Annotated in this window: 14 protein-coding genes; 7 read left to right on the forward strand and 7 right to left on the reverse strand. The window is 72.5% G+C overall.

The window, feature by feature from the left end; all coding sequences use genetic code 11:
* Window positions 1-70: 70 nt before the first annotated feature.
* Complete coding sequence (locus JFB92_RS17350) at window positions 71-1054, reverse strand: Gfo/Idh/MocA family protein (RefSeq protein WP_199041725.1); 984 nt, start codon at window positions 1052-1054, stop codon at window positions 71-73.
* A 138-nt stretch (window positions 1055-1192) separates the two neighbouring features.
* On the opposite strand from JFB92_RS17350, the gene JFB92_RS17355 reads away from it, so the two are divergent.
* The 6 genes from JFB92_RS17355 to idi all read left to right on the forward strand — a co-directional run bounded on the left by JFB92_RS17355 (window position 1193) and on the right by idi (window position 11115).
* Window positions 1193-3631 (forward strand): helix-turn-helix transcriptional regulator, encoded by a 2439-nt coding sequence (locus JFB92_RS17355; protein ID WP_199041728.1) that lies wholly within the window; start codon window positions 1193-1195, stop codon window positions 3629-3631.
* 252 nt (window positions 3632-3883) lie between these two features.
* On the forward strand, window positions 3884-5602 hold the full coding sequence (locus JFB92_RS17360) for an AAA family ATPase (protein WP_199041731.1): 1719 nt from the start codon (window positions 3884-3886) through the stop codon (window positions 5600-5602).
* 14 nt (window positions 5603-5616) lie between these two features.
* On the forward strand, window positions 5617-8832 hold the full coding sequence (locus JFB92_RS17365) for an AfsR/SARP family transcriptional regulator (protein WP_199041734.1): 3216 nt from the start codon (window positions 5617-5619) through the stop codon (window positions 8830-8832).
* A 220-nt stretch (window positions 8833-9052) separates the two neighbouring features.
* On the forward strand, window positions 9053-9673 hold the full coding sequence (locus JFB92_RS17370; RefSeq protein WP_199041738.1) for a DUF4333 domain-containing protein: 621 nt from the start codon (window positions 9053-9055) through the stop codon (window positions 9671-9673).
* A 66-nt stretch (window positions 9674-9739) separates the two neighbouring features.
* On the forward strand, window positions 9740-10468 hold the full coding sequence (locus JFB92_RS17375; RefSeq protein WP_199041741.1) for a hypothetical protein: 729 nt from the start codon (window positions 9740-9742) through the stop codon (window positions 10466-10468).
* Between the two features lie 98 nt (window positions 10469-10566).
* A complete protein-coding gene (gene idi / locus JFB92_RS17380) occupies window positions 10567-11115 on the forward strand; it encodes an isopentenyl-diphosphate Delta-isomerase (RefSeq protein WP_199041744.1) in 549 nt (182 codons plus the stop codon).
* A gap of 32 nt (window positions 11116-11147) precedes the next feature.
* Here idi and JFB92_RS17385 read toward each other — a convergent pair whose 3' ends face one another.
* The 6 genes from JFB92_RS17385 to JFB92_RS17410 form a co-directional block, all read right to left on the reverse strand.
* A complete protein-coding gene (locus JFB92_RS17385; protein WP_199041747.1) occupies window positions 11148-11912 on the reverse strand; it encodes an enoyl-CoA hydratase-related protein in 765 nt (254 codons plus the stop codon).
* 14 nt (window positions 11913-11926) lie between these two features.
* Window positions 11927-13219 carry an FNR domain-containing protein gene (locus tag JFB92_RS17390; protein ID WP_199041750.1) on the reverse strand — a complete coding sequence of 431 codons (1293 nt, stop codon included), beginning with the start codon at window positions 13217-13219 and terminating at the stop codon, window positions 11927-11929.
* Window positions 13216-14841, reverse strand: coding sequence for an amino acid adenylation domain-containing protein (locus tag JFB92_RS17395; RefSeq protein WP_199041754.1), 1626 nt, complete (start codon window positions 14839-14841; stop codon window positions 13216-13218). Before JFB92_RS17395 ends, JFB92_RS17390 begins: the two co-directional genes overlap by 4 nt.
* A 530-nt stretch (window positions 14842-15371) precedes the next feature.
* Window positions 15372-18179, reverse strand: coding sequence for an FAD-binding and (Fe-S)-binding domain-containing protein (locus tag JFB92_RS17400; RefSeq protein ID WP_307789196.1), 2808 nt, complete (start codon window positions 18177-18179; stop codon window positions 15372-15374).
* A gap of 69 nt (window positions 18180-18248) precedes the next feature.
* Window positions 18249-19268, reverse strand: coding sequence for a HEAT repeat domain-containing protein (locus JFB92_RS17405; protein ID WP_199041757.1), 1020 nt, complete (start codon window positions 19266-19268; stop codon window positions 18249-18251).
* Window positions 19255-19938 carry a HEAT repeat domain-containing protein gene (locus JFB92_RS17410; RefSeq protein ID WP_199041760.1) on the reverse strand — a complete coding sequence of 228 codons (684 nt, stop codon included), beginning with the start codon at window positions 19936-19938 and terminating at the stop codon, window positions 19255-19257. The genes JFB92_RS17405 and JFB92_RS17410 overlap by 14 nt, the downstream gene beginning before the upstream one ends.
* 159 nt (window positions 19939-20097) lie before the next feature.
* On the opposite strand from JFB92_RS17410, the gene JFB92_RS17415 reads away from it, so the two are divergent.
* On the forward strand, window positions 20098-20466 hold the full coding sequence (locus JFB92_RS17415; protein ID WP_199041762.1) for a hypothetical protein: 369 nt from the start codon (window positions 20098-20100) through the stop codon (window positions 20464-20466).
* Window positions 20467-20537: the final 71 nt, after the last annotated feature.

The raw sequence follows: 20537 nt of genomic DNA on the forward strand, positions 1-20537 counted from the left end.
CGACATGTGCGTCAGATTACAACGGGGGCGCTTCCGTCTCCGGGGCCGAGACTTCCGGTGCGGCCGGCCGTCAGGCCGCCAAGGCGGCGAAGACCCGGTCCACCGTTCGCATCACCCGGAGGGTGGCGGCATGGTCGCTCCAGGGATGGGCGCCCAGGCCCTCGGCCACGGCTTCGGCCGTCGCCCGCAGCATCGGGACGTAGCCCCGGCCCTCGACCATCAACCGCTCGGAGACCGGATCGGCGTTCGGGCGGTGGAGGGTGAAGCCCGAGGAGCACCAGAAGGCCGGTTCGACCTCGATGCGTCCCCCGGCGCCGCCGATGGAGGCGTTCGTCGGCAGCTGCGACCGGATCGAGGTCGAGCACAGCGCCTGCTGGCCGCCCTTGTATCCCAGGACCGCCGCCACCTCGGAGTCGACGCCGGAGTCGACGCCGTCGTAGTCGAGCCTGGACCCGGCGGCCATGACGGCATCCGGCTCACCGAAGACGAAGTCGGCCAGCGCGAGCGGGTACACGCCCTGGTCCAGCAGGGATCCGCCGGCCCTGCGCGGGTCCCACAGGCGGTGATCCGCGTCGGCCGGGGCGGCGAAGCCGAAGCTCGCCTGGAGGGTGCGGGGCTCGCCGATCGCGCCTTCGGCCAGCAGGGCGCCGACGCGGCGGACGACGGGGTTGAACCGCATCCACATCGCCTCCATAAGGAACAGCCCGCGCTCGTCGGCGATCGCGATGAGCCGCTCGGCCTCGGCCGCGTCGACGGTGAACGCCTTCTCCAGCAGCACCGGCTTCCCCAGTTCGAGGGCGGCCTTCGCCAGCTCGAAGTGGGAGTCGTGGGTGGAGGCGACGTAGACCAGTTCGACCTCGTCGGCGGCGAGGAGCCGCTCGACGTCCAGGGCCGCGGGAATCGAGTGGCGAGCGGCGAACGCGGCGGTGCGCTCGGGGTCGCGACCGGCGACGGCGGCCAGTTCGACCTCGTCGCACAGCGCGAAGTCCGGCGCGATGGCCTCTCCCATCCATCCGGTGCCGATCATCCCGACGCGAAGGGGCTTGGCATCCATGCGTTCTCCAATTCCTGAGGTCGTAGCGGGGTCTGTGAGGCGGTCCTCGCCCCCGGACCACCCTATCGAGCCGGGGTTCCCCGCCGCTCGGAGCGACGAGCCCGGCCGCGCGGAGCCGGGCGGCACTATCATGACCTCATGCCCGATCGAGAGGCCGACGCCCCGGTGAATCTGCGGCCGCTCCGTCAACGCGCGATGATGACCCAAGAGGAGCTCGCGAGGAAGGCCGGGGTCGGGACGCGCACGGTCCGCGACATCGAATCGGGACGAGTCCGGCCCCAACCGAACACGCTGCGGCTGCTGGTCGCGGCGCTGGGCCTGGACGAGGCCGACCAGGCGCTCCTTTCCGGGGCGGCCGACCGCGGCCCGCTGGTGCCCCGGGAGCTGCCTCGGGACCCGGCCGTGTTCGCCGGGCGCGAGCGGCATCTGGACGCGCTCCTGGCGGCGGTCGCCGACGGCGCGGCCGTGGTCGCGGTGCACGGCATGGCCGGTGTCGGCAAGACCACCCTGGCCGTGCGCGCCGCCCACGCCCTCGCCGCCGCCTACCCGGACGGGCAGGTCTTCGCGGACCTCCACGGGTTCTCGACCTCGCCGGGGCCGCGTCCGAGCCTCGAGTCGACCCTGGCGCGCCTGCTACGCCGCCTCGGTGTCGACGACCAGCCCGTGACCGGCGGGCTCGACGAGCTGACCGCCCTGTACCGCAGTGCCATCGCCGACCGCCGCATGCTCCTGCTGCTCGACGACGCCGCCGACGCCGAGCAGGTGGAGGCGCTCCTGCCCGGTACGGCCGGCAGCCTCGTCCTGGCGACGAGCCGCCGGGACCTGTCCGCGCTGGCGGGCGCCCATTCGGTGCCGCTCGAACCGCCGTCGATGCCCGAAGCCGTGGCGATGCTCGGCGCCGCCGTGGCCGACCGGATCACCGACGACGAGGCCGCCGCCATCGCCGAGCGCTGCGGGCGCCTGCCGCTCGCGCTGAGCCTGGCGGCGGCGCGCCTGCGCAGCCGTCCCCTGTGGCGCGCCGAGGACCTGCTGGAGCGCCTCACCGACGAGGACCGGCTGCTCGACGAGCTCGACATGGGCCACCGGGGCGTGGCCGCGGCGCTGGGCGCCTCCTACCGCGAACTCGACTCCCACCACCGGCGGCTGCTGCGGCGGCTCGGCCTGGTCCCCGGCGACGACGTCGACGTGCACGCCGCCGCGGCGCTGTGCGGGGTGAGCGAGGAGCGGGCCTCGGCGATGCTGGAGGCGCTGGTGGACTTCCACCTGTCCGAGACCCGCACGCCGGGGCGGTACCGGCCGCACGACCTGGTGCGCCTGTTCGCCGCCCAGCTCGCCTCCAAGGACGAGGCCGAACCGGACCTGGACGAGGCGTTCGGCCGCCTGCTGGGCGTCTACCTGCACTTCGCGTACCAGGCCGCGGCGCGGCTCCATCCGAACAAGCGCAGGTTCACCGAGGCGGCCGCCGAGCACGACGAAGGGCTGCCCGGGTTCGACGACCAGGCGTCCGCGCTGGCCTGGTTCCAGGCCGAACGCCGCAACCTGGAGGCGGCCGTGGTCGCGGCCGACCGGGCCGGGCTGACCGAGCATGCCTGGCACCTGGCCACGGCGTTCAACGCGTTCTTCGTGCACGACCCCGATGTGGGCCCGCACGCCACCGTCAACCGGATCGCGCTGGACATAGCCCGCCTCACCGCCGACAGCCGGAAAGAGGCCTACACGCTCGGGGACGCGGGGCGGCAACTGGTGGCGGCCGGACGGCACCGGGAGGCGATAGCGTTCCTCGACCGGTCGGTCGCGATCAAGCGCGACCTGGGCGAGCTCGGCGACGCGGCGCTGACGCTGGCCAACATCGGCATCCTCTACCGGCGGTCGGGGAGGTTCGCCGAGTCGGTGGAGGTGCACGAGGCGGCGCTGGCGCAGGCCGAGCAGGCCGCCGACGCGGCCGCGGCCGCGCTCATCAGGACCAACATGGTCGTCCCGCTCCTGCGGCTCGGACGCTACGCCGAGGCCGAGCGCCTCCTCGCGGCGGCGGAGCGGCGGCTCGACGACGGCGACGAGCACAACCGCATCCGCATCGCCCACTTCCGCGGGGTCCTGGACCGGGAGCGCGGCGATCCGGACTCGGCCCTGGAGCGGCACACCGCCTGCCTGGCCGCCTACCACGGCGTGGGCGTCACCGCCGACGTGACCGCGACGCTCATCGAGCTCGGCGAGGACCTGCTGCGCCTCGACCGGGGCGGGGACGCGGCCGAGCATCTCGCCCGGGCCGTCGAGTACGCCGCGAAGCTCGCCGATCCGTCGTTGGAGCGCTCCGGCCGCAACGGCCTCGGGCGCGCGCTGACGGCCTCGGGCCGCACCGGCGAGGCCGTCGGCCAGCTCGAGCGGGCGGCGGCCCTGGCCGAGTTCCATGAGGACACCTATGAACTCGCGCGCGCCCACCACGGCCTGGCCGACGCCCACCGCGTCCGGGGCGACGCGGCCGAGCAGCGACGGCATCTGCTCCTGGCCGCGGACGGGTACGCCGACTGCCGGGTGCCCGAGTCCGATGAGGTCGCCGAGCGGCTGGACCGCCTGTAGCCGCCGATCGGCGTCCTTTCGAGGCGGAGAACCGGCGGGATACCGGCAGTCGGGTGGCCGAATCCCGCCCAGGACCTCGGCCGCGGCACCTGGGAAACTGCCCTCACCAGGCAAAACCGGGTTCGATCGGTGCGGCGGGTCCGAAAGGTTCGGCCACGGGCCGAGGCGCTCGCATCGTAACCTTGCGGCAATCGGGGGAACCGTGCTCTGGAGCACTCCTGCCCTTTGACCCCTTCTCACCTCGGAGCGGACATGCCATTCTCGACGGCCACCGAACTGGCTTCGGAAGTCTGGGCGCGCGGAGTGAGACTGCTCGCCAAGGACGACCTGGTGCGGGCGGCCGACTGCTTCGAACACGTCCTCGAATACGATCAGCGGGCGGCCGACGCCTGGCTCGGCATGTACGCCTGCGGGGAGCGGCAGCAGGAGGCGCTGCTGGCCGTGCTCGACTGCCAGGACGACGTCGGCGGGCTGCGGCGCATGACGGGACTGTCCTTGGACGCCTCGTTCGCGATCGGGTCGTTCGTGACCTTCACGCTCAGCGACGCCCGTCAGGCGTGGCTGGCCTACGTGTCGCACCTGATCGAGGACGAGCACTACGAACTGGCCTCCCAGGCGCTGGTCGAGCCCGGTGTCGAGGACGACCCGGTCAAGTTCCTGCGGATCCGCTGCGCGTTCGACCAGAAGGACTGGGAGCGCGTGCTCAAGGTCGCCCGCGACATCGCCGACCCCTTCCTCCACGACGAGGCCCAGTTGTACGTGGCGTTCTCGCTGGCGCACCTGGAGATGCACCACGAGGCGCTGAGCGCCCTCGAAGGCGTCCCGGCCGCGGTGGACACCCCCGAATTCGACGCCGAGGTCAGCTTCGTGCAGGGCGTGGCCCTGGAAGGGGTGGGGAAGGGCGAGGAGGCGAGGCAGGCGTTCCAGCGGGCCTACCGCCTCGCCCCCGACGTCGAGGACTTCGCCGTCCGCGCCGGCGCGGCCCGACCGGAGGGTCCGCGGTCTCAGCCGGTCGACAGGCGGTTGAGCACCTCGCCGCCGTCCGAACCCAAGGAGCCCTCCGGCGGCCGCGGCGACCTGCTCGAGGACGCGGCGCGGAAGCTCGAGGCGATGATCGGGCTCGATCCGGTCAAGGACCAGATCCGCACCATGAAGGCCCAATTCAGGATGGCGGCGCTGCGGAAGGAACGCGGGCTGCCGGCCACGACCCGGCCGCAGCACTTCGTGTTCACCGGCCCGCCCGGCACCGGCAAGACCACGGTCGCCCGCATCATGGGCGAGATCCTCGCGGGCCTGGGCCTGCTCGAGCACGGCGAGGTGGTCGAGACCCAGCGCGGCGACCTGGTCGGCAAGCACCTCGGGTCCACCGCGCTGAAGACCCGCAATAAGATCGACGAGGCCACCGGCGGCGTCCTGTTCATCGACGAGGCATATTCCCTGGTGAACGCGGGGTACGCCGGCGGAAGGGACCCCTACGGCGACGAGGCCATGCAGGAGATCCTGACCGCGGCCGAGAACCGGCGCGACCACCTGGTCATCGTCCTGGCCGGATACACCGCGGAGATCCGCGAGCTGCTGTCGAGCAACCCGGGTCTGCGGTCGCGGTTCTCGACCGTGATCGACTTCCCATCCTATTCGGCCGAGGAACTCCTGGCGATCGCCGTCGCGATCCTGGGCTCCGGCGGCGAGCGGCTGGCCGCCGACGCCGAGCGGGCGCTGCTCGCGCGGTTCGAACAGGTCGTGGACGCCGGGGCGATCGACTCGTTCGGCAACGCCCGCTTCGCCCGCGAGCTGTGTCTCAAGGCCGGAGCGCGGCGCGATCTGCGCCTGATCGGGACCCACGGCCATTCGGGCGTCCCGTCCACCGAGGAAATGACCACGATCGAAGAACCCGACATCGCGCGCGCCTTCGAAGAACTCGCGGGCGGCTCGCAGCACGGCCCAGCCGGGCCGAGGCGCTGGATCGGATGAGAGGCGGGGCAGTCATGTTGAGAATCCGCATTCTGGGTCTGCTGGAAGTCCGCACGGCCGAGGGGCCGGTCCCGATCAGCGGCCGCCACCATCCGCGGCTGCTGGCGATGCTGCTGGAGCAGGCGAACCAGGTGCTCCCGATCGACCGGCTGGTCGAGGGGCTCTGGGACCACGATCCGCCTGCGACCGCCACCAGGCAGGTGCAGAACATCGCCGCGGCCCTGCGCCGCCAGCTCGGCACGGCCGGAGACCGGCTCCAGAAGGTGGGGACGGGCTACCGGTTCGAGGTCGAGACCGACGAGCTCGACCTGCTCCGCTGCCGGCGAAGCGAGACCGAGGCGCAGGAGCACCAGGCGGCCGGACGCTCGGCCGAGGCCGAGCGGGCGCTCGGCGAGGCCCTCGCCGAATGGAGCGGCCCGTCCCTGGCCGGGCTGTCCGGAAGCACCGTCGAGGCGGCGGCGCGGCGGCTGGACGAGTACCGGCTCAAGCTGACCGAGGAGCGCATCGAGATCGGGCTGCACTTGGGGCGCCACGAACTGCTGGTGGACGAGCTGCGGCGGCTGCACTCCGAGCACCCGTTCCGGCAGCGCTTCGCCGAGCAGCTGATGCTGTCGCTCTACCGCTCCGGGCTCGGACCCGAGGCCCTCCGCGTCTACGCCGAGGCCGCCGAGCGGCTGGTCGAGGAGCTCGGGGTCGATCCCGGCAAGCCGCTGCGCGACCTGCACACGGCGATCCTGCGCGAGGAGCCGAGCCTGGCCCCCGGAGCGGTCGAGGAGCCGGTCCGCTTCACGCCGGAGACACTGCCGGCCAGCACGGCCGTCTTCACCGGGCGGCACGAGAGCCTGGCCGCGCTGGACGAGTCGGCCGAGTCCGATTCGAGCCCGCTGGTCGTCCTGACCGGCGCCGGGGGTACGGGCAAGACGATGCTGGCCCTGCACTGGGGCCACCGGTCCTCGGCCCGATTCCCCGGCGGCCGGATCTACATCGACCTGCGTGGGTTCGCCCCGACCGGGGCCGCGCTGGAGACGGCCGAGGCCGCCCGCGTCCTGCTGGGCTCCATGGGGGTCGAGCCGCGGCGGATCCCGGCGGACCCCGACGCCCAGATCGCGCTCTACCGCAGCCGCATCGGCGAGGAGCGGCGGCTGCTCATACTCGACAACGCGCGCGACGCCGACCAGATTCGGCCGCTGCTGCCGGGTTCGCCGAACGTGCACACGCTGGTGATCAGCCGCCGCCGACTGGTCGGCCTCGCCGCCTCGCACGGGGCCCGGATCATCGAGGTCGGATCGTTCAGCCGGCGGGAGGAGATCGCGTTCCTGGAGCGGCACCTGGGACCGAAGCGGCTCGCGGCCGATCCGGGATCGGCCGAGCGGATCCTCTCGGCCTGCGCGGGGCTCCCGCTGGCGTTGGCGCTTGCGGCCGCCAGGGCCTCGACCCGCGCCGACTCGTCTTTGGGGGTCATCGCCGAAGGGCTGGAGACCTCCCGGCTCGACGCCCTGGCCGGCGACGAGGACTCGGTGGATCTGCGGGCGGTGTTCTCCTGGTCGTACCGCTCGCTCGACCCCGACACCGCCCGGCTGTTCGACCTGCTCGCGCTGATCCCGGGGCCCGATTTCGGGATCGAGAGCGCGGTCCGCCTCCACGGCGGCCCCAGGGGGGACGCCGGGCGGGCGCTCCGCGAGCTGCTCGACGCGAACCTGGTCGAGCACGGCCACCCGGGCCGCTACCGGCTCCACGACCTGGTCCGCCTCTACGCCTCCGAGACCGCCGCGGCCCGGCTGAGCGAGTCCGAGCGGTCCGAGGCGCTGCGGCGGCTGCTCGACTGGTACTGCGTCAACGCCGCCGCCTGCCGCTCACTGCTGTATCCGGAGTCGGTGGGGCTGGAAGACGCGACCGAATCCGACGCCGGTTCCCCGCCGTCGGCGCCCGAGGCGGCCCGATGGCTGAAGGCCGAGTGGATCAACCTCATCGCCGCCGTCGAGCACACCGCCGAGCACGGGCCGCCCGAATACGCCTGGCGGCTGGCCGACATGCTGCGCGGGTACATCTGGCTGGGCATGCTCGGCGACGACGGCTTCCGCATCGCCCGGGCGGCCCTGGTCGCGGCCGAGCGCGCCGGGGACAGGGCCGGCCTGGCCGCCGCCGAGCTGGTCATGGCCTGCGCGCTGATCCGCTGCAACCGGCTGGAGGAGGCGGTCCGACACGGGCGCGACGCGGCCGACATAGCCAGGAGGTTCGACTGGACCGCGGGCGCGGCCGCGGCCGAGGGGAACCTGGCGGCGGCCTCCTTCTACCGGGGGCGCATACCCGAAGGGCTGGGGCACGCCCACGCGGCGCTGCACGCGAACCGGGCGGTCGGCGAATGCCGCGCCGAGTGCACCAACCTGCATTGGCTGGGCATCCTCCACTCGCTCGTGGGCGAGCTCGAGAAGGCGATCGAGTACTTCGAGTCGGCGCTGGACCTCGCCGTGGCCACCGGCACCGCCTCGGTGCGGGCGGTCATGCTCACGCACATGGCCGAGGTCCAACTGTTCCGCGGGCGGACCGACCTGGCCGCGGCCCACCTGGCCGAGGCGACCGAACTGGAGCGCACCGGGGCCGGCTTCGACCGCTCCGGGGACATCATGGGCGCCACCGCCAGGCTCCGGCTGGCCTCCGGACACGAGCGTGAGGCGCTGGCCCTCGGACAGCGGGTCCTCGAGTCCCGCACCGACGCCGCCGACCACCGGATCAGGATGCACGCGCTGGTGGCGGTGGCCTCGGCCTACGAGGCACTCGGCGACCACGCGGCCGCGATCGCCCACTTCGACCGCATCCTGGTCGAGACCGCCGACGAGCCCACGATGTTCCACCGGGTCGAGGCCATGGCGGGCCTGCCGGGGGCGCTGCTGCACAGCGGCGAGCCCGACCGCGCCAAGGCCGCGGCGCAGCGCGCCCTGTGGACCGCCGAGGAAGCGGGCTACCGGTTCCTGCAGGGCCGGGCGCTCAACCATCTGGCCGCGATCGCCGTGAAGTCCGGAAAGCCCGGCGAAGCCGGTGAACTGGCACACCGGGCTCTGGGCATACACCGGCAGTCAGGGCATCGCCCCGGTGAAGTGACTTCACAGTCCATTCTCGCCGATATAGCGGTCACGGACGGTGGGACCGAATGCACCGTTCCCTCCTGGAACCGGCCGCGCTACGCGCGCGTGGCCAGCGTCACTCCGAGAATGACCGGCGAGCAGGAGTAGCCGGCTGGCGCTCCCCCGCATTTCGGTCGGAGACGACCGGTGCCTGTCCTTCAGGGCGCCAATACATCAGCGTTTCCGGGGCCGATCAGATCCCGGTTCGCACGAGTGATCCGTGCAGAATCCGTGCGGGAACCATGCCCAGTACGATCATGATCGAATTCGCCCGGTGACCGCGAAGCCCGAAGACCGACCGGTCAATACTTCGACTGAAAGGCCGAACGTGCGCCCTCTACGACTTGTCCTGCCGCTGACGCTCACGGTGCTCGCCGCCTCGGCTTGCAGCCTCTTCAGCCAGACGATCTCCGGCGAGGACCTCTCCGAGGCGGCCGCGGACACACTGGAGCCGCAGCTCGGGGAGCGGCCCGAGGTCGACTGCGGCGACGACGACATCACCCCCGCCGAGGGCGACGAGGTCGACTGCACGATGATCGACCCCGCCACCGACCTGGAACTCGACATGGTCGTGACCTTCACCGGCGTCGACGGCGACCAGTGGGACATCGAGGTCGAGGTGTTCCCGGCCGAGGGCGCGGACGACCAGACCCAGGCCGAGGAGCCGGCCGAGGTGGAGTCCGAGGACACGGGGGCGACGCCTCCCCGCGACGGGGAGATCGCGGCCGCCGACATCGCCGAGGCCGCCGAGGACGCGCTGGAACCGCAGCTCGGGGCGCGCCCCGAGGTCGACTGCGGCGAGGTCAACTACGTTCCCGAGGATGGCCGGATCGTCTACTGCACGATGATCGACCCGGACAGCGGCGAGGAGTACTCGGCCACGGTCACCTTCACCGGCGTCGAAGGCGACCAGTGGCAGGTCCTGGTCGAGGTGCCGGACTACCCCTAGCCGGTTGCCGCGCGGCGCTAGCCTGTGCGGTGCCCGCGCCCCCAGCCCCAGAAGGAAGTGCCCACCGTGACCGACCAGCCCTACGGCCCGCGGTACTCGCAGCCCGACCAGCCGCCCAAGCGGAACGCCGAACACGCCTTCGAGGACCGGATCAGGTTGGGGCGCGACGTCATCGTCGGCTCGGTCCTGGTCCTGGCCGTGGTCGCGCTCTGTGCCGTCGCGGCCTGGTACGGGATGCTCGTGGCCGACGCGTTCTGGACGCCGGTCCCGATGTCGCTGCTGGCCGTCGCGTTCGTGCTGTTCCTCGTCGAGGTCTGGTACTTCGTGCTCCGGGAGGGCCGGACGCCGATGCTCGGGGCGGCCGTGGCCGTCCACCTAATACTGTTCGCGATGCCGGTCGTGGTGTTCATCGGCGTCAACGAGCAGGTGCTGACCGAGCGCGGCGTCACCGAGACATGCACGGTCACCTCGCAGGAGATGGTCTACGTCCGCCGCGACGGCGATCGTGAGCGCAAGTACGACCACACCCTGGAGTGCCCGACCGCCGGGGAGCTCACCCAGCGGACCTCGCCGAACCGCCGCTTCGAGGTGGGCGAGCAGGTCGTGATGACCTACGATCCCGAAGGCCGGGCCGGGCACCGCACTGGTGAGCCGATCGGCTCGCCGCTGGCGCTGTTCGGCGCGATCGCGGCGGCGGCGTTCGCGGTCGGCACGACGGTGCGGGTGGTCTACCTGCGCAGCCGGTCGCGCCGCGGCGCTCGACGGCGGGCCGCGTTCGGCGCGCCCGCTCCGTAGACGGTCGAGCTCGCTCTGAGAGGGCGTGCCCCGATCGGCGGATGTGGACTCCGGTCGGCCGCGATACCATCGGTGGCCTGCCGACCACGGGGGCGATTTTGGGCGAGGCGACTGAGGCGGTCGTGCTGCTCGGCGAGGACGGAACGCCGATCGGACACGAGCGCAAGGACACGGTGCACGGGCCGGACACCCCGCTTCACCTGGCGTTCTCCTGCTACGGTTTCGACGCCGAGGGGCGAGTGCTGGCGACCCGGCGGTCGATCGCCAAGCGGGCCTTTCCGGGGGTATGGACCAACACCTGCTGCGGCCATCCCGGTCCCGGCGAGTTCATGGAGTCGGCCGTGGCCAGGCGCCTGCGCTCCGAGTTGGGCGTCGCGCCCCGGGACCTGGTGTGCGCGCTGCCGACGTTCCGCTACCGGGCCGAGTCGGGCGGGGTGGTCGAGAACGAGATCTGCCCGGTCTACCTGTGCCGCATCGACGGCGACCCCGCGCCGGATCCCGCCGAGGCCGACCGCGTCGACTGGATCGCCTGGCCCGACTACGTCGCGTGGGCGGCCCGCTCCGGCTCCGACCTGTCGCCGTGGTCGCGGCTCCAAGTCGAGCAGCTGCGGCGCTGGGGCCTGGTCGAACGGTTCCTGGACGCTTGACGGGCGCCGCGGTCCGCGGCGCCCGCACCCGGTCACTTCCCGGTGAACGACGCCGGTCGCTTCTCCAGGAACGCCCGCATCCCCTCCTTCTGGTCGTCGGTAGCGAAGAGCGCGTGGAAGACCCGGCGCTCGTAGCGGACGCCGTCGGCCAGGCCCGTCTCCAGGGCGCGGTCGACGCAGTCCCGGGCGGCCTTGACCGCGACCGAGCCGTGGCCGGCGATCTGCTCGGCGACCTCGGTGGCCTCGGCGAGCAGGCGGTCGGCCGGAACGACCCGTGAGACCAGGCCGATCCGCTCGGCCTCGGCGGCGTCGACCGGCCTGCCGGTGAGGATCATGTCCATCGCCTTGGCCCTGCCCACCAGCCTGGTGAGCCGTTGCGTGCCCCCGATGCCGGGGATGACGCCGAGGGTTATCTCGGGCTGGGCGAACTTGGCGTTGTCGGCCGCGATGACGAGGTCGCACATCATCGCCAGTTCGCAGCCGCCGCCGAGCGCGTACCCGGCGACCGCGGCGATCTTCGGGGTGCGCAGGGCCGCGAACGCCTCCCAACCGCCGAAGAAGTCCTCGGTCATCATGTCGGCGGCCGATTTCCCGACCATCTCGGCGATGTCGGCTCCGGCCGCGAAGGCCCGCTCCGAGCCGGTGATCACGAAGCAGCCGACGCCGGAGTCGCGGTCGAGCGGTTCCAGCGCCTCGACCAGCTCGGTCATCAGCTCGGTGTCGAGGGCGTTGAGGACCTCGGGCCGGTGCAGGCGCACCCGCACGACCCGTCCGGTGCGTTCGATCTTCAGTCGCATGACGTCTTCCTTCCTCAGGAGTCCCATATGGCGCCGTACGAGGGGATGCCCCTGCGCTCGAGGCCGTGGACGACCCGCCAGGTGAGTTTCTTGTTGGAGATGCAGATGACCGCCTCGGCGCCGAAGTCTCGGTAGGCGGCGTAGGCCAGGCCCACCAGGTCGGGCCTGCCGTGCTCGGCGGTGTCCCAGATCCGGGCGTCGGGCTGGACGGCGAGGATCTCGTCGACCAGTTCGTCGCCGAACGTCTCCCGCGGAGCCCGGGTCGACCAGACCAGGAGCGCCGGCACCTCTTGCGCCAGCAAGTGGGGCAGGCACGGGCCGATGCCGCTGCCGGTGGCCACGTACACGACCTTGCGGAACAGGACCTCGATGTTGGCCACGCCGGCGGTGGTGATGCCCTTGACCCACACGTGATCGGGCATGTCGTCGATGAACCGGCCGGTCCAGTCGCCCGCGCGCGAGATCGTCAGCCGGAAACCCCGCTCGCCTGGCGCTGGGATGTTGGCGAACGAGTGCCACTCCAGCAGCGGGGAGCGGCTGATCGCGGTCGAGGAACCGGCGAACGGCTTGCGGCCGTGCGTGAACCGGGCGATGGCCACGTGCGACGATGGCCGTTTGATGTCCACCGGCACCCGGCGCAGGCGAGTCCACGGCGCGGCGATCGCCACGGTGAGCACGCACAGGACCCAGAACTCCGGGGAGGCGAACGGCGAGACGCCGGTGTGTCCGATCTGGACGAGGGTCAGGGCCCACAGCAGGACCAGCGACAGCCAGCCGCCGAAGCGGTGGACCAGCTCGAACCTGTTGTGGTGTTTGGCCCGCAGCCTCGGCAGCGTCATCACCACGATGCAGACGAACAGCGCCACGAGCGCGTACGCCAGCACGAGGACGTCGGTCGGCGCGCCCTGGGCGGTGGCCAGTCCGACGAACGCGCCGAACCACAGCGTCCCCGAAAGCGCTCCTCCGACGTGCAGGCCGCCGAAGTGGTACACCTTGGCCAGCGTCCAGCGCACGCGCAGCGGCCAGGTGACCGGCGCTGCCGTGGCCAGCCGGAACAGCAGGTTGATCAGGCGCTGGCGGCGGATCAGGATCGCCAGGGCGAAGTTGACCAGCGCGGCGCGGGAGGCGAGCTCGGGGCTGACGCGATCGGGCAGCGCCAGCGCCAGGACCACCAGGTTCACCGCGATCACGGTCGCGGCCAGCCGGTTGTAGTGCATCAGCGCCGGATGCTTGAAGAGGCGCCGCGCCCGCGGGAGGAGGGGCGGGAGCGCGACGTCCTGGGTCGCGGTCTCTTTGAGGAGGCTCATGCCGCCGCACCTCCTTCGGCGCGCGCGAGGCGGGCGAGCAGCGCTTTGTCGATCTTGCCGCGGCTGGTCAAGGGCAGGGCATCGATCGCGTGGACGGTGTCCGGCACGCAGTAGTACGGCAGGGCCGCGGCCACGGCGTCGCGGGCCCCGGCCGGGTCGACGGCGGCGGGTTCGACGAACGACACCAGCGTGCGGTCGTCCAGTTTGACCGTGGCCGCCCGGGCGCAGCCGGGCACGCCCTCCAGGACGGCGGACACCGAGTCCAGTTCGACTCGGAATCCGCGGATCTTGACCTGGTCGTCGGTGCGTCCGAGGTGCTCCAGTTCACCGTCGTCGGTCCAGCGGCCCAGGTCGCGGGTGCGGAACATCATCCGGCCGCCGCCCAGGAACGGATCGGGCGCGTACCGTTCAGCGTTGAGCCCGGGGTCGGCCAGGTATCCGGCCGAGACGCAGTCGCCGCCGGCCCACATCTCGCCGACCTCGCCGATCGGGAGCGGTTCGCGCCGCTCGTCGAGGATGTAGACGGTGTTGTTGGGCGTGGGCCTGCCGATGGTGAGGCGCTCGTTGCCGGGGCGGTGCCGCTGCATCGTGTTCACGATGGTGGTCTCGGTCGGGCCGCACCCGTTGTAGAAGGTGCTGCGCTCCGCCCACCGGTCGGCCAGCGCGCGGGGACAGGGCTCGCCTGCGACGGCGACGGTCCGGACCGGTCCGCACGCGGCGGGGTCGATCCGGGACAGGATCGTCGGGGTCGCTATCAGGACCTCGGCCCTGCGGGCGGTCGCTTCGATGTCGTCGCCGCGGATGAGGAGCGTGCCGCCGTGGGTGAGGCAGCCGAGGATCTCCCAAGCGGCCATGTCGAAGGCGATGTTGAGGATCTGGGCGACGGTGGTCCCGGGCCGGATGCCGAGGTCACCGGGCCGGGTGAACAGCAGGTTCGCCACGTTGCCGTGGGTGACCTCGACGCCGTTGGGCTTCCCGGTGGTGCCCGAGGTGAACAGGACGTAGCAGGCCCGCTCGGGCGCGGAGTGGACGCGGGGGGCCGGGGGGTCGGTCCGGTCGGCCATGGCCGCGTCGATGTCGATGGCGGTGTGGCCCGCAGGGAGGTCCACGGGCGCGCCGGACTCGGTGAGGACGACCTCGACCGCGGCGGTCCGCAGGATATGCCGGAGTGCCGGGGTCCGGACCATCCTGGCGTCCTGCGGCACGTAGGCGGCGCCGGCCTTGAGGATCGCCAGGATGCCGACGACCATCGGGATGCCGCGGCGGACGACGAGCGCGACGCGGTCGCCCGGGCGGACGCCGTGCCGGGCGAGGCGGGCGGTCAGGCGGGCCGCGTGGCGTTCGAGTTCGCCGTAGGTGATGCGGCGTCCTTCGTGCTCGGCGGCGATCGCGGCGGGCGTCGCGGCGGCGTGCCGCTCGATCGCTTCGTGGATCGACAGCCGGGGGACCGCGCGGGTCGGGCCCCAGCCGAACCGGCGGAACCGGTCCGTGTCGCCGTCCGGTGCGGGAGGCAGGACCGAGAGGCCGGGTCTCGGCCCGGGTCTGGCGATGAGGCGTGTTCCGTTCGACCCTCGGTCCTCTATGTGTTCTATTCGTCGCTTGGGGTAGTCGATTTCAGGCATGGTTGTACCTCGGTTTCGTTGTCGGTGATCGGGCCTCGGCCCGATGGCGATCCGGGCCCGAATGCCGCCGGGAATGAGCGACCCGGGCCCGTTCATAAGTACATTGCGGATAGAGTGATTTCGTCGGCGACACCGAATTGCTTCACGGCACACTGATCCATTCCGGTGACCATTCGGCTCGGATAGATTTTGGGCAGCGCGATATCAGGAAATGGCCGTGACCTCTCCGACCCGGGGGGCGGGCGTGTGTTCACCGAGAGGCTGTAATGCTTTGGACCAGCGGTAACGATGCGATTCGACTGCGCATTCGACATCGAAGGAACCCGTTGTCGCAGGTCCGATAATGCGGTCTTCCAACTCCTTTCAAGTCTGATATCCGCAATTGTGGAAGCGCTAACAATATGAAAGTATAAACACGTGAAGATATCAAGTCAATGCCCTCACTTGCCGAAAAGGCTTAAGGAACTCTTACAGAAGCGCACCCGAGGCATCGAATCCGAATGGCCCACCGCGCGGATCCGCGGGCGCGTTCAGGTCCGCTCTCCGGCAAGCAGTTCCGCGAGGTGGAGCGTCGGGACCCGCTCCAGGTCGTCGAGCTGGACCCGGCACGACATGCCGTCGGCGAGCACGACCGCGTCCGGATTGGACCTGACCGCGGGCAGCAGGTGCGTCTCGGCGACCGCCGATGAGACCTCGTAGTGGCCCTCCTCCATACCGAAGTTGCCGGCCAGCCCGCAGCAGCCGGGCACCTCCACGACGCGCGCTCCGGCCCGCTCCAGCAGCGCCCGGTCGGTCCCCCACCCGAACACCGCCCGCTGGTGGCAGTGCGGCTGGGCGACCACCTCGGTCCCGGTCAGGTCCGGCAGCGGCAGCTCCAGGCGGTCGATCACCTCGGCGAGGCTGAGCAGGTTCTCTGCGACCGTCCGCGCCTCGGGCGCGTCGGTCAGCTCCAGCGCGTCGCTGCGGAGCGAGGCCAGGCAGGACGGTTCGAGGCCGACCACCGGCACTCCCGATTCGACGTAGGGGGCCAGGGTCCGCACGGCCCGCTCCACCCTCGCCCGGGCCTGGTCCAGTTGGCCGGTGGTGATCCAGGTGAGCCCGCAGCATGCGTCCTCGGCGATGACGCGCACCGAGAGCCCCCGGGACTCCAGGTAGCGGACGGCCGCGAGCCCCGAGCCGGGAAGGAAGCGGTCGGTGAAAGTGTCGGCCCACACCCACACGTCCGGGCGCGCCGAGGCGTCGGCGGTGGCGGCGGTCCGCCGCAGCGTCCGGCGGGCGATCTCGGGGATCGAGCGGCGCCGGTCGATGCCCGCGATCCGCTTGGCCAGACGGGCGATCGGCCGCAACCGCAGCGAGGCATTGGCCACTGCCGCCAACGGCGCGCCCAGCCGCACCCACTGCGGCAGCCGCCCGAGCGCCAGGTGGCTGCGCGGCCGGCGCTCGACGGCGTCGGGGCCGTCGTAGCGCTGGTAGAGGGCCTCGGACTTGTACGTGGCCATGTCGACCCCGGTGGGGCAGTCGGTGGCGCAGCCCTTGCACGACAGGCACAGGTCGAGCGCCTCGCCGACGGCCGGGTCGCCCAGGCCGTGCAGCAGCTCGCCGTCGAGGGCCTCCTGGAGGACCCGGGCCCGGCCGCGGGTGGTGTCCTTCTCCTCGCGGGTCGCCAGGTACGAGGGGCACATGACGCCGCCGGGCCGCGGCGCGACGCACTTGCCGACGCCGGTGCAGCGGTGGGCGGCCGCGGCGAGGTCGCCGTCGTCGTGGACGAGCCGCAGCCCGGTCCGCGCGGGCGGCGCGGCCGGGCGCACCGGCCGCAGGTCGTCGGTGATCGCGGCGGGGTCGACGATGTTGCCGGGGTTCATCAGGCCCTCGGGGTCGCCGAGCCGCTTGACGGCGCGGAACAGGTCGATGGAGGCCGGGTCGTACATGCGGTCAAGCAGTTCCGAGCGCGACCGGCCGTCGCCGTGCTCGCCCGAGAGCGACCCGCCGTAGTCGGCGAGCCTGTCGGCGCAGGCGGTCATGAACTCCCGGAAGCCCTGCGCGCTCGCGGAGTCGCCGGCGGCGAACGGGAAGTCGATGCGGCAGTGGACGCACCCGTCTCCGAAGTGGCCGTACGGGACCCCGTGGAGGCCGTGGTCAGCCAGGAGGGACTCGAAGTCGCGCAGCCACGCGCCGAGGTGCTCGGGCGGCACGGCGGCGTCCTCCCAGCCGGAGTAGGCCGGGGTCGGCAGGGAGCGGCTGGCCAGTCCGGCGCCGTCCTCGCGGATGCGCCACAGCGCGGTCGCCTCGCCCGCGTCGGCCACCGTCCGGGAGTCGGTCGCGCCGGAGGCGGCGATCAGGGCCGGGACCAGGTCCCCGGCGTCGGCCCCGGCGAACTCGACCAGGAGCCAGCCGCCGCCGCGCGGCAGGGCGGGGACGGCGCGGCGCTCGCGCACCAGGTCGACGATCCGCGAGTCGAGCCCCTCGCAGGCGATCAGCCGGCCGGCGGCGGCGGCCAGAAGCGCAGGGACCGCGTCGGCGGCTTCGGACATGGTCGGGTACCCGAGCGCCAGCAGCCGCCGATCGGGCTCGTCGGGCACCAGGTCCACCGTCGCTTCGAGCACGGTGGCCAGGGTGCCTTCGCTGCCGACCAGGAACCGGTCGACGCGGCGGCCGTTCTCGGGCAGCAGGTGCTCGAGGCTGTAGCCGCTGACCTGGCGTCCGAACCGCCCGAACGCGGTGCGCAGATGCTCCAGGTTCCGGTCGGCCAGGGCGGCGAGGCCCACGGCGGTCGGGTCGTCGGCCCCGGCGCCCGAGGAGCCGTAGGTCGCCTGCCGGCCGGTCCCCCACACGACGGTGAGCCCCTCGACGTTGTCGGCGGTGCGCCCGTAGCCGAGCGCCCTTGAGCCGCAAGCGTTGTTGCCGATCATCCCGCCGATGGTGCAACGGGTGTGGGTGGACGGGTCCGGGCCGAACCGGAGCCCGTGGGCGGCCGCGGCCCGTTGCAGGTCGGCGTGGACGACGCCGGGTTCGACGACCGCCGTCCGCGACTCGGGGTCGACGCCGAGGATCCGGTCGAGGCCGCGCGTGTCGATCACGATGCCGGGGCCGACCGCGTTGCCCGCGATGGAGGTCCCGGCCCCGCGCATGGTCACCGGGACGCCGAGCTCCCGGGAGGTCTCGTGCGCGGCCAGCACCTCCTCGCGGTGCCGGGCCCGGACGACCACCTGGGGCACCACCCGGTACAGGCTCGCGTCGGACGAATAGAGGGCACGGCCCAGCGGGGAGGAGTCGACCGTCCCGATCCCCTTCGAGGAGAGGGCGGCGGTCAGGTCCGCGATCGCAGAGGACGTCGTCACAGTGCGCTCCCTTCCGTTCGTGGTGGACGATACGGCCTCAGAGCTCGAAGTACCCCTCGGGATTCACGCTCAGCCCGAGGCCCGGTCCCGATCTTCGATGATTCCGGCCAAGGCCGCGGCGGTGCGGGCCACGGTCCGGTCCGCATCGCCGGTCAGTCCTTTCAGGGCCTCCAGCGCGGCCGCGCTCGGCAGTTCGGCGAGCGCCTGGACCAGGCGCAGGCGCACCGCGGGATCGCCGTCGGGCGCGGCGAGCCGGTCGGCCAGGGCGGCGGTGATCCCCTCGGCCCGTTCGGGGTCGCGCGCCAGGGCCCCCAGGACCTCGGCGGCCTCGACGTCGTTGGCTCCCTCGATCACCATGCCCACCAGGGTAGGCACGGCCTCGGCCAGGCCGCGCGAGCCCAGTTCGAGCGCGGTGCGCCCTCGGACGGTCGGGTCGGGGTCATCGAGGGCTTCGGCGAGCGCCGCGGTCGCCTCGTCGCCGGGGATCTCGGCCAGCGCCACCACCGCGCGTCGCCGCACTTCGGCGTCCTCGGAGTCCAGGCCGCGCGCCAGGCTCGCGGCCACGTCGCGGTCGGCGCGGGCGAGCGCCCACCGCAGGGCCCCGGCGACGTTCAGGTCCGATTCGGACAGGACAGCCTCGGCCAGAAGTTCGGCGGGCACCTGCGCGTCGGCCGCGGGGGCCAGGACCGCCTGCTGCCGCCTGGAGGCGCTCGGCGATCCCAGCCCGCGCAGGAGTTCGACGATGCGCAGGACGTCCTCCCAGCCGGACGGCTCCGATGCGTCGACCGCGCGGAGCCGTCCCAGCAGCTCCCGTTCCCGGCTCAGCCGCCGCTCGGTCTCCCGGATGAGGTCGCCGACGAGCGCGGCGGGCGTGAACTCGGGGTCTTCGAGGACGCGCCCGATCTGCCGCAGCGACAGGCCGAGGGTACGCAGGCTCTCGACGTGGAAGATCCTGCGGATGTCCTCGGCGGTGTACTCGCGGTAGCCGCCGGCGGTGCGGCCGGTCGGCCGCACCAGGCCGAGGGCGTCGTAGTGCCGGAGCATCCTGGTGCTGACGCCCGAGCGGCGCGCGACCTCACCGATCAGCATCGGAGCCGGTCCTCTCTTCGCCGCCGAGCGCGACGATCCGCTTGGCCGCTTCGACGTCGAGCTCGAACGCGGCGTCGGGGTCGTTCAGGAGCCGCTCGGTGGCCCTGGCGTGCGCGGCAACCGTCGGGTCCTCGCTGTCGGCCGCGGTCGCGAGCACCGCCTCGGCCGCCTCGCCGAGCGCGACGAGGGCGCGGCTCAGGCTGCGCTGCATCTCCCGGTCGCCGCGGCCGAGCTGGGAGGCCAGTTCCGCGGCGAGTTCCTTCTCCTGCCCGTCGGGCACGAGGACCACCGCGGCCCGCCACGCGCTCCGCGCCGTCTCGTCGTCGCGGTCGCGCAGCAGGGACGGCGTGATCTGCGGCCAGGCGCTCGCGTCGCCGATCTTGGAGAGCGTGTGCAGGGCCTGGGCGCGGGCCTGCGGGTGCTCCGAGCGCAGCTGGGCGAGCAGCCTGGGCACCGTCAGCTCCGGCGGGAGCCGGGTCAGGGCCCAGGTGAGCATGTCGCGCACGTAGAAGTCGGGTTCGATCGCGGACCGGGCCACGAGGGTGTCGGCCGCGTCCGGGTCGGGATGCGTTCCGGCCGCGAGCGCGGCTTTGAGCCGCGTCGAGGAGCTGCGGACGGCCAGGGCGTCGGCCAGGCGCGTGCCCTGCGGGTTCGTGTGTGGCGTGTTCATGTCGACCACCTCCAGCGCCCAAGTAAAGACCTTGACACCGTGTCAATGTCAAACGCGATCAGTCTCGCCGGGGCCGGGCGCCCCCTCAAGGCATGTCGGAACTTGTTCAATTTCTTAGTATGATGTTCGTTCATTTCCTCTTCTGGAAGGACCACCCCGTTGGAGTCGAACCGCACGAAGACCCCCCGGTCGCTGCCGTTCGGACCGGGTCGGGCACTGCTCGATACCGGCACCGGCGCTCCCGAGCTGTTCGTCGCCGACCGGCACCGCCTGGACGGCAGGGAGGCCGACCTCGACCTCGCCGCCCGCGCCATCGAGCGCAACTTCGACCTCGACGGCACCGCCCACCTGTCGATCATGCTGTCCGAGACCACCGCGGCGATCGCGGCGGCCCTGGAAGAGGCCGGGCAGGGCGAGCGCGCCGAGCGGCTGCGGTCGCTGCTGGTCGACCCGCTCATCAACGACCAGGACTGGCACCTGGTCCTGTGGATGCGCTCGCGGCCGATCGGCCCGGGGAAACGGCGATGACCGCTCTCCGGGCCGGTCGGCCGCCGAGGGCTAGGCCCAATGCCGTTCGGTTAGGGGTCTGCGTAGACGAT

It is taken from the genome of Glycomyces salinus (genome assembly GCF_016428645.1).
Taxonomy (GTDB): Bacteria; Actinomycetota; Actinomycetes; order Mycobacteriales; family Micromonosporaceae; genus Glycomyces; species Glycomyces salinus.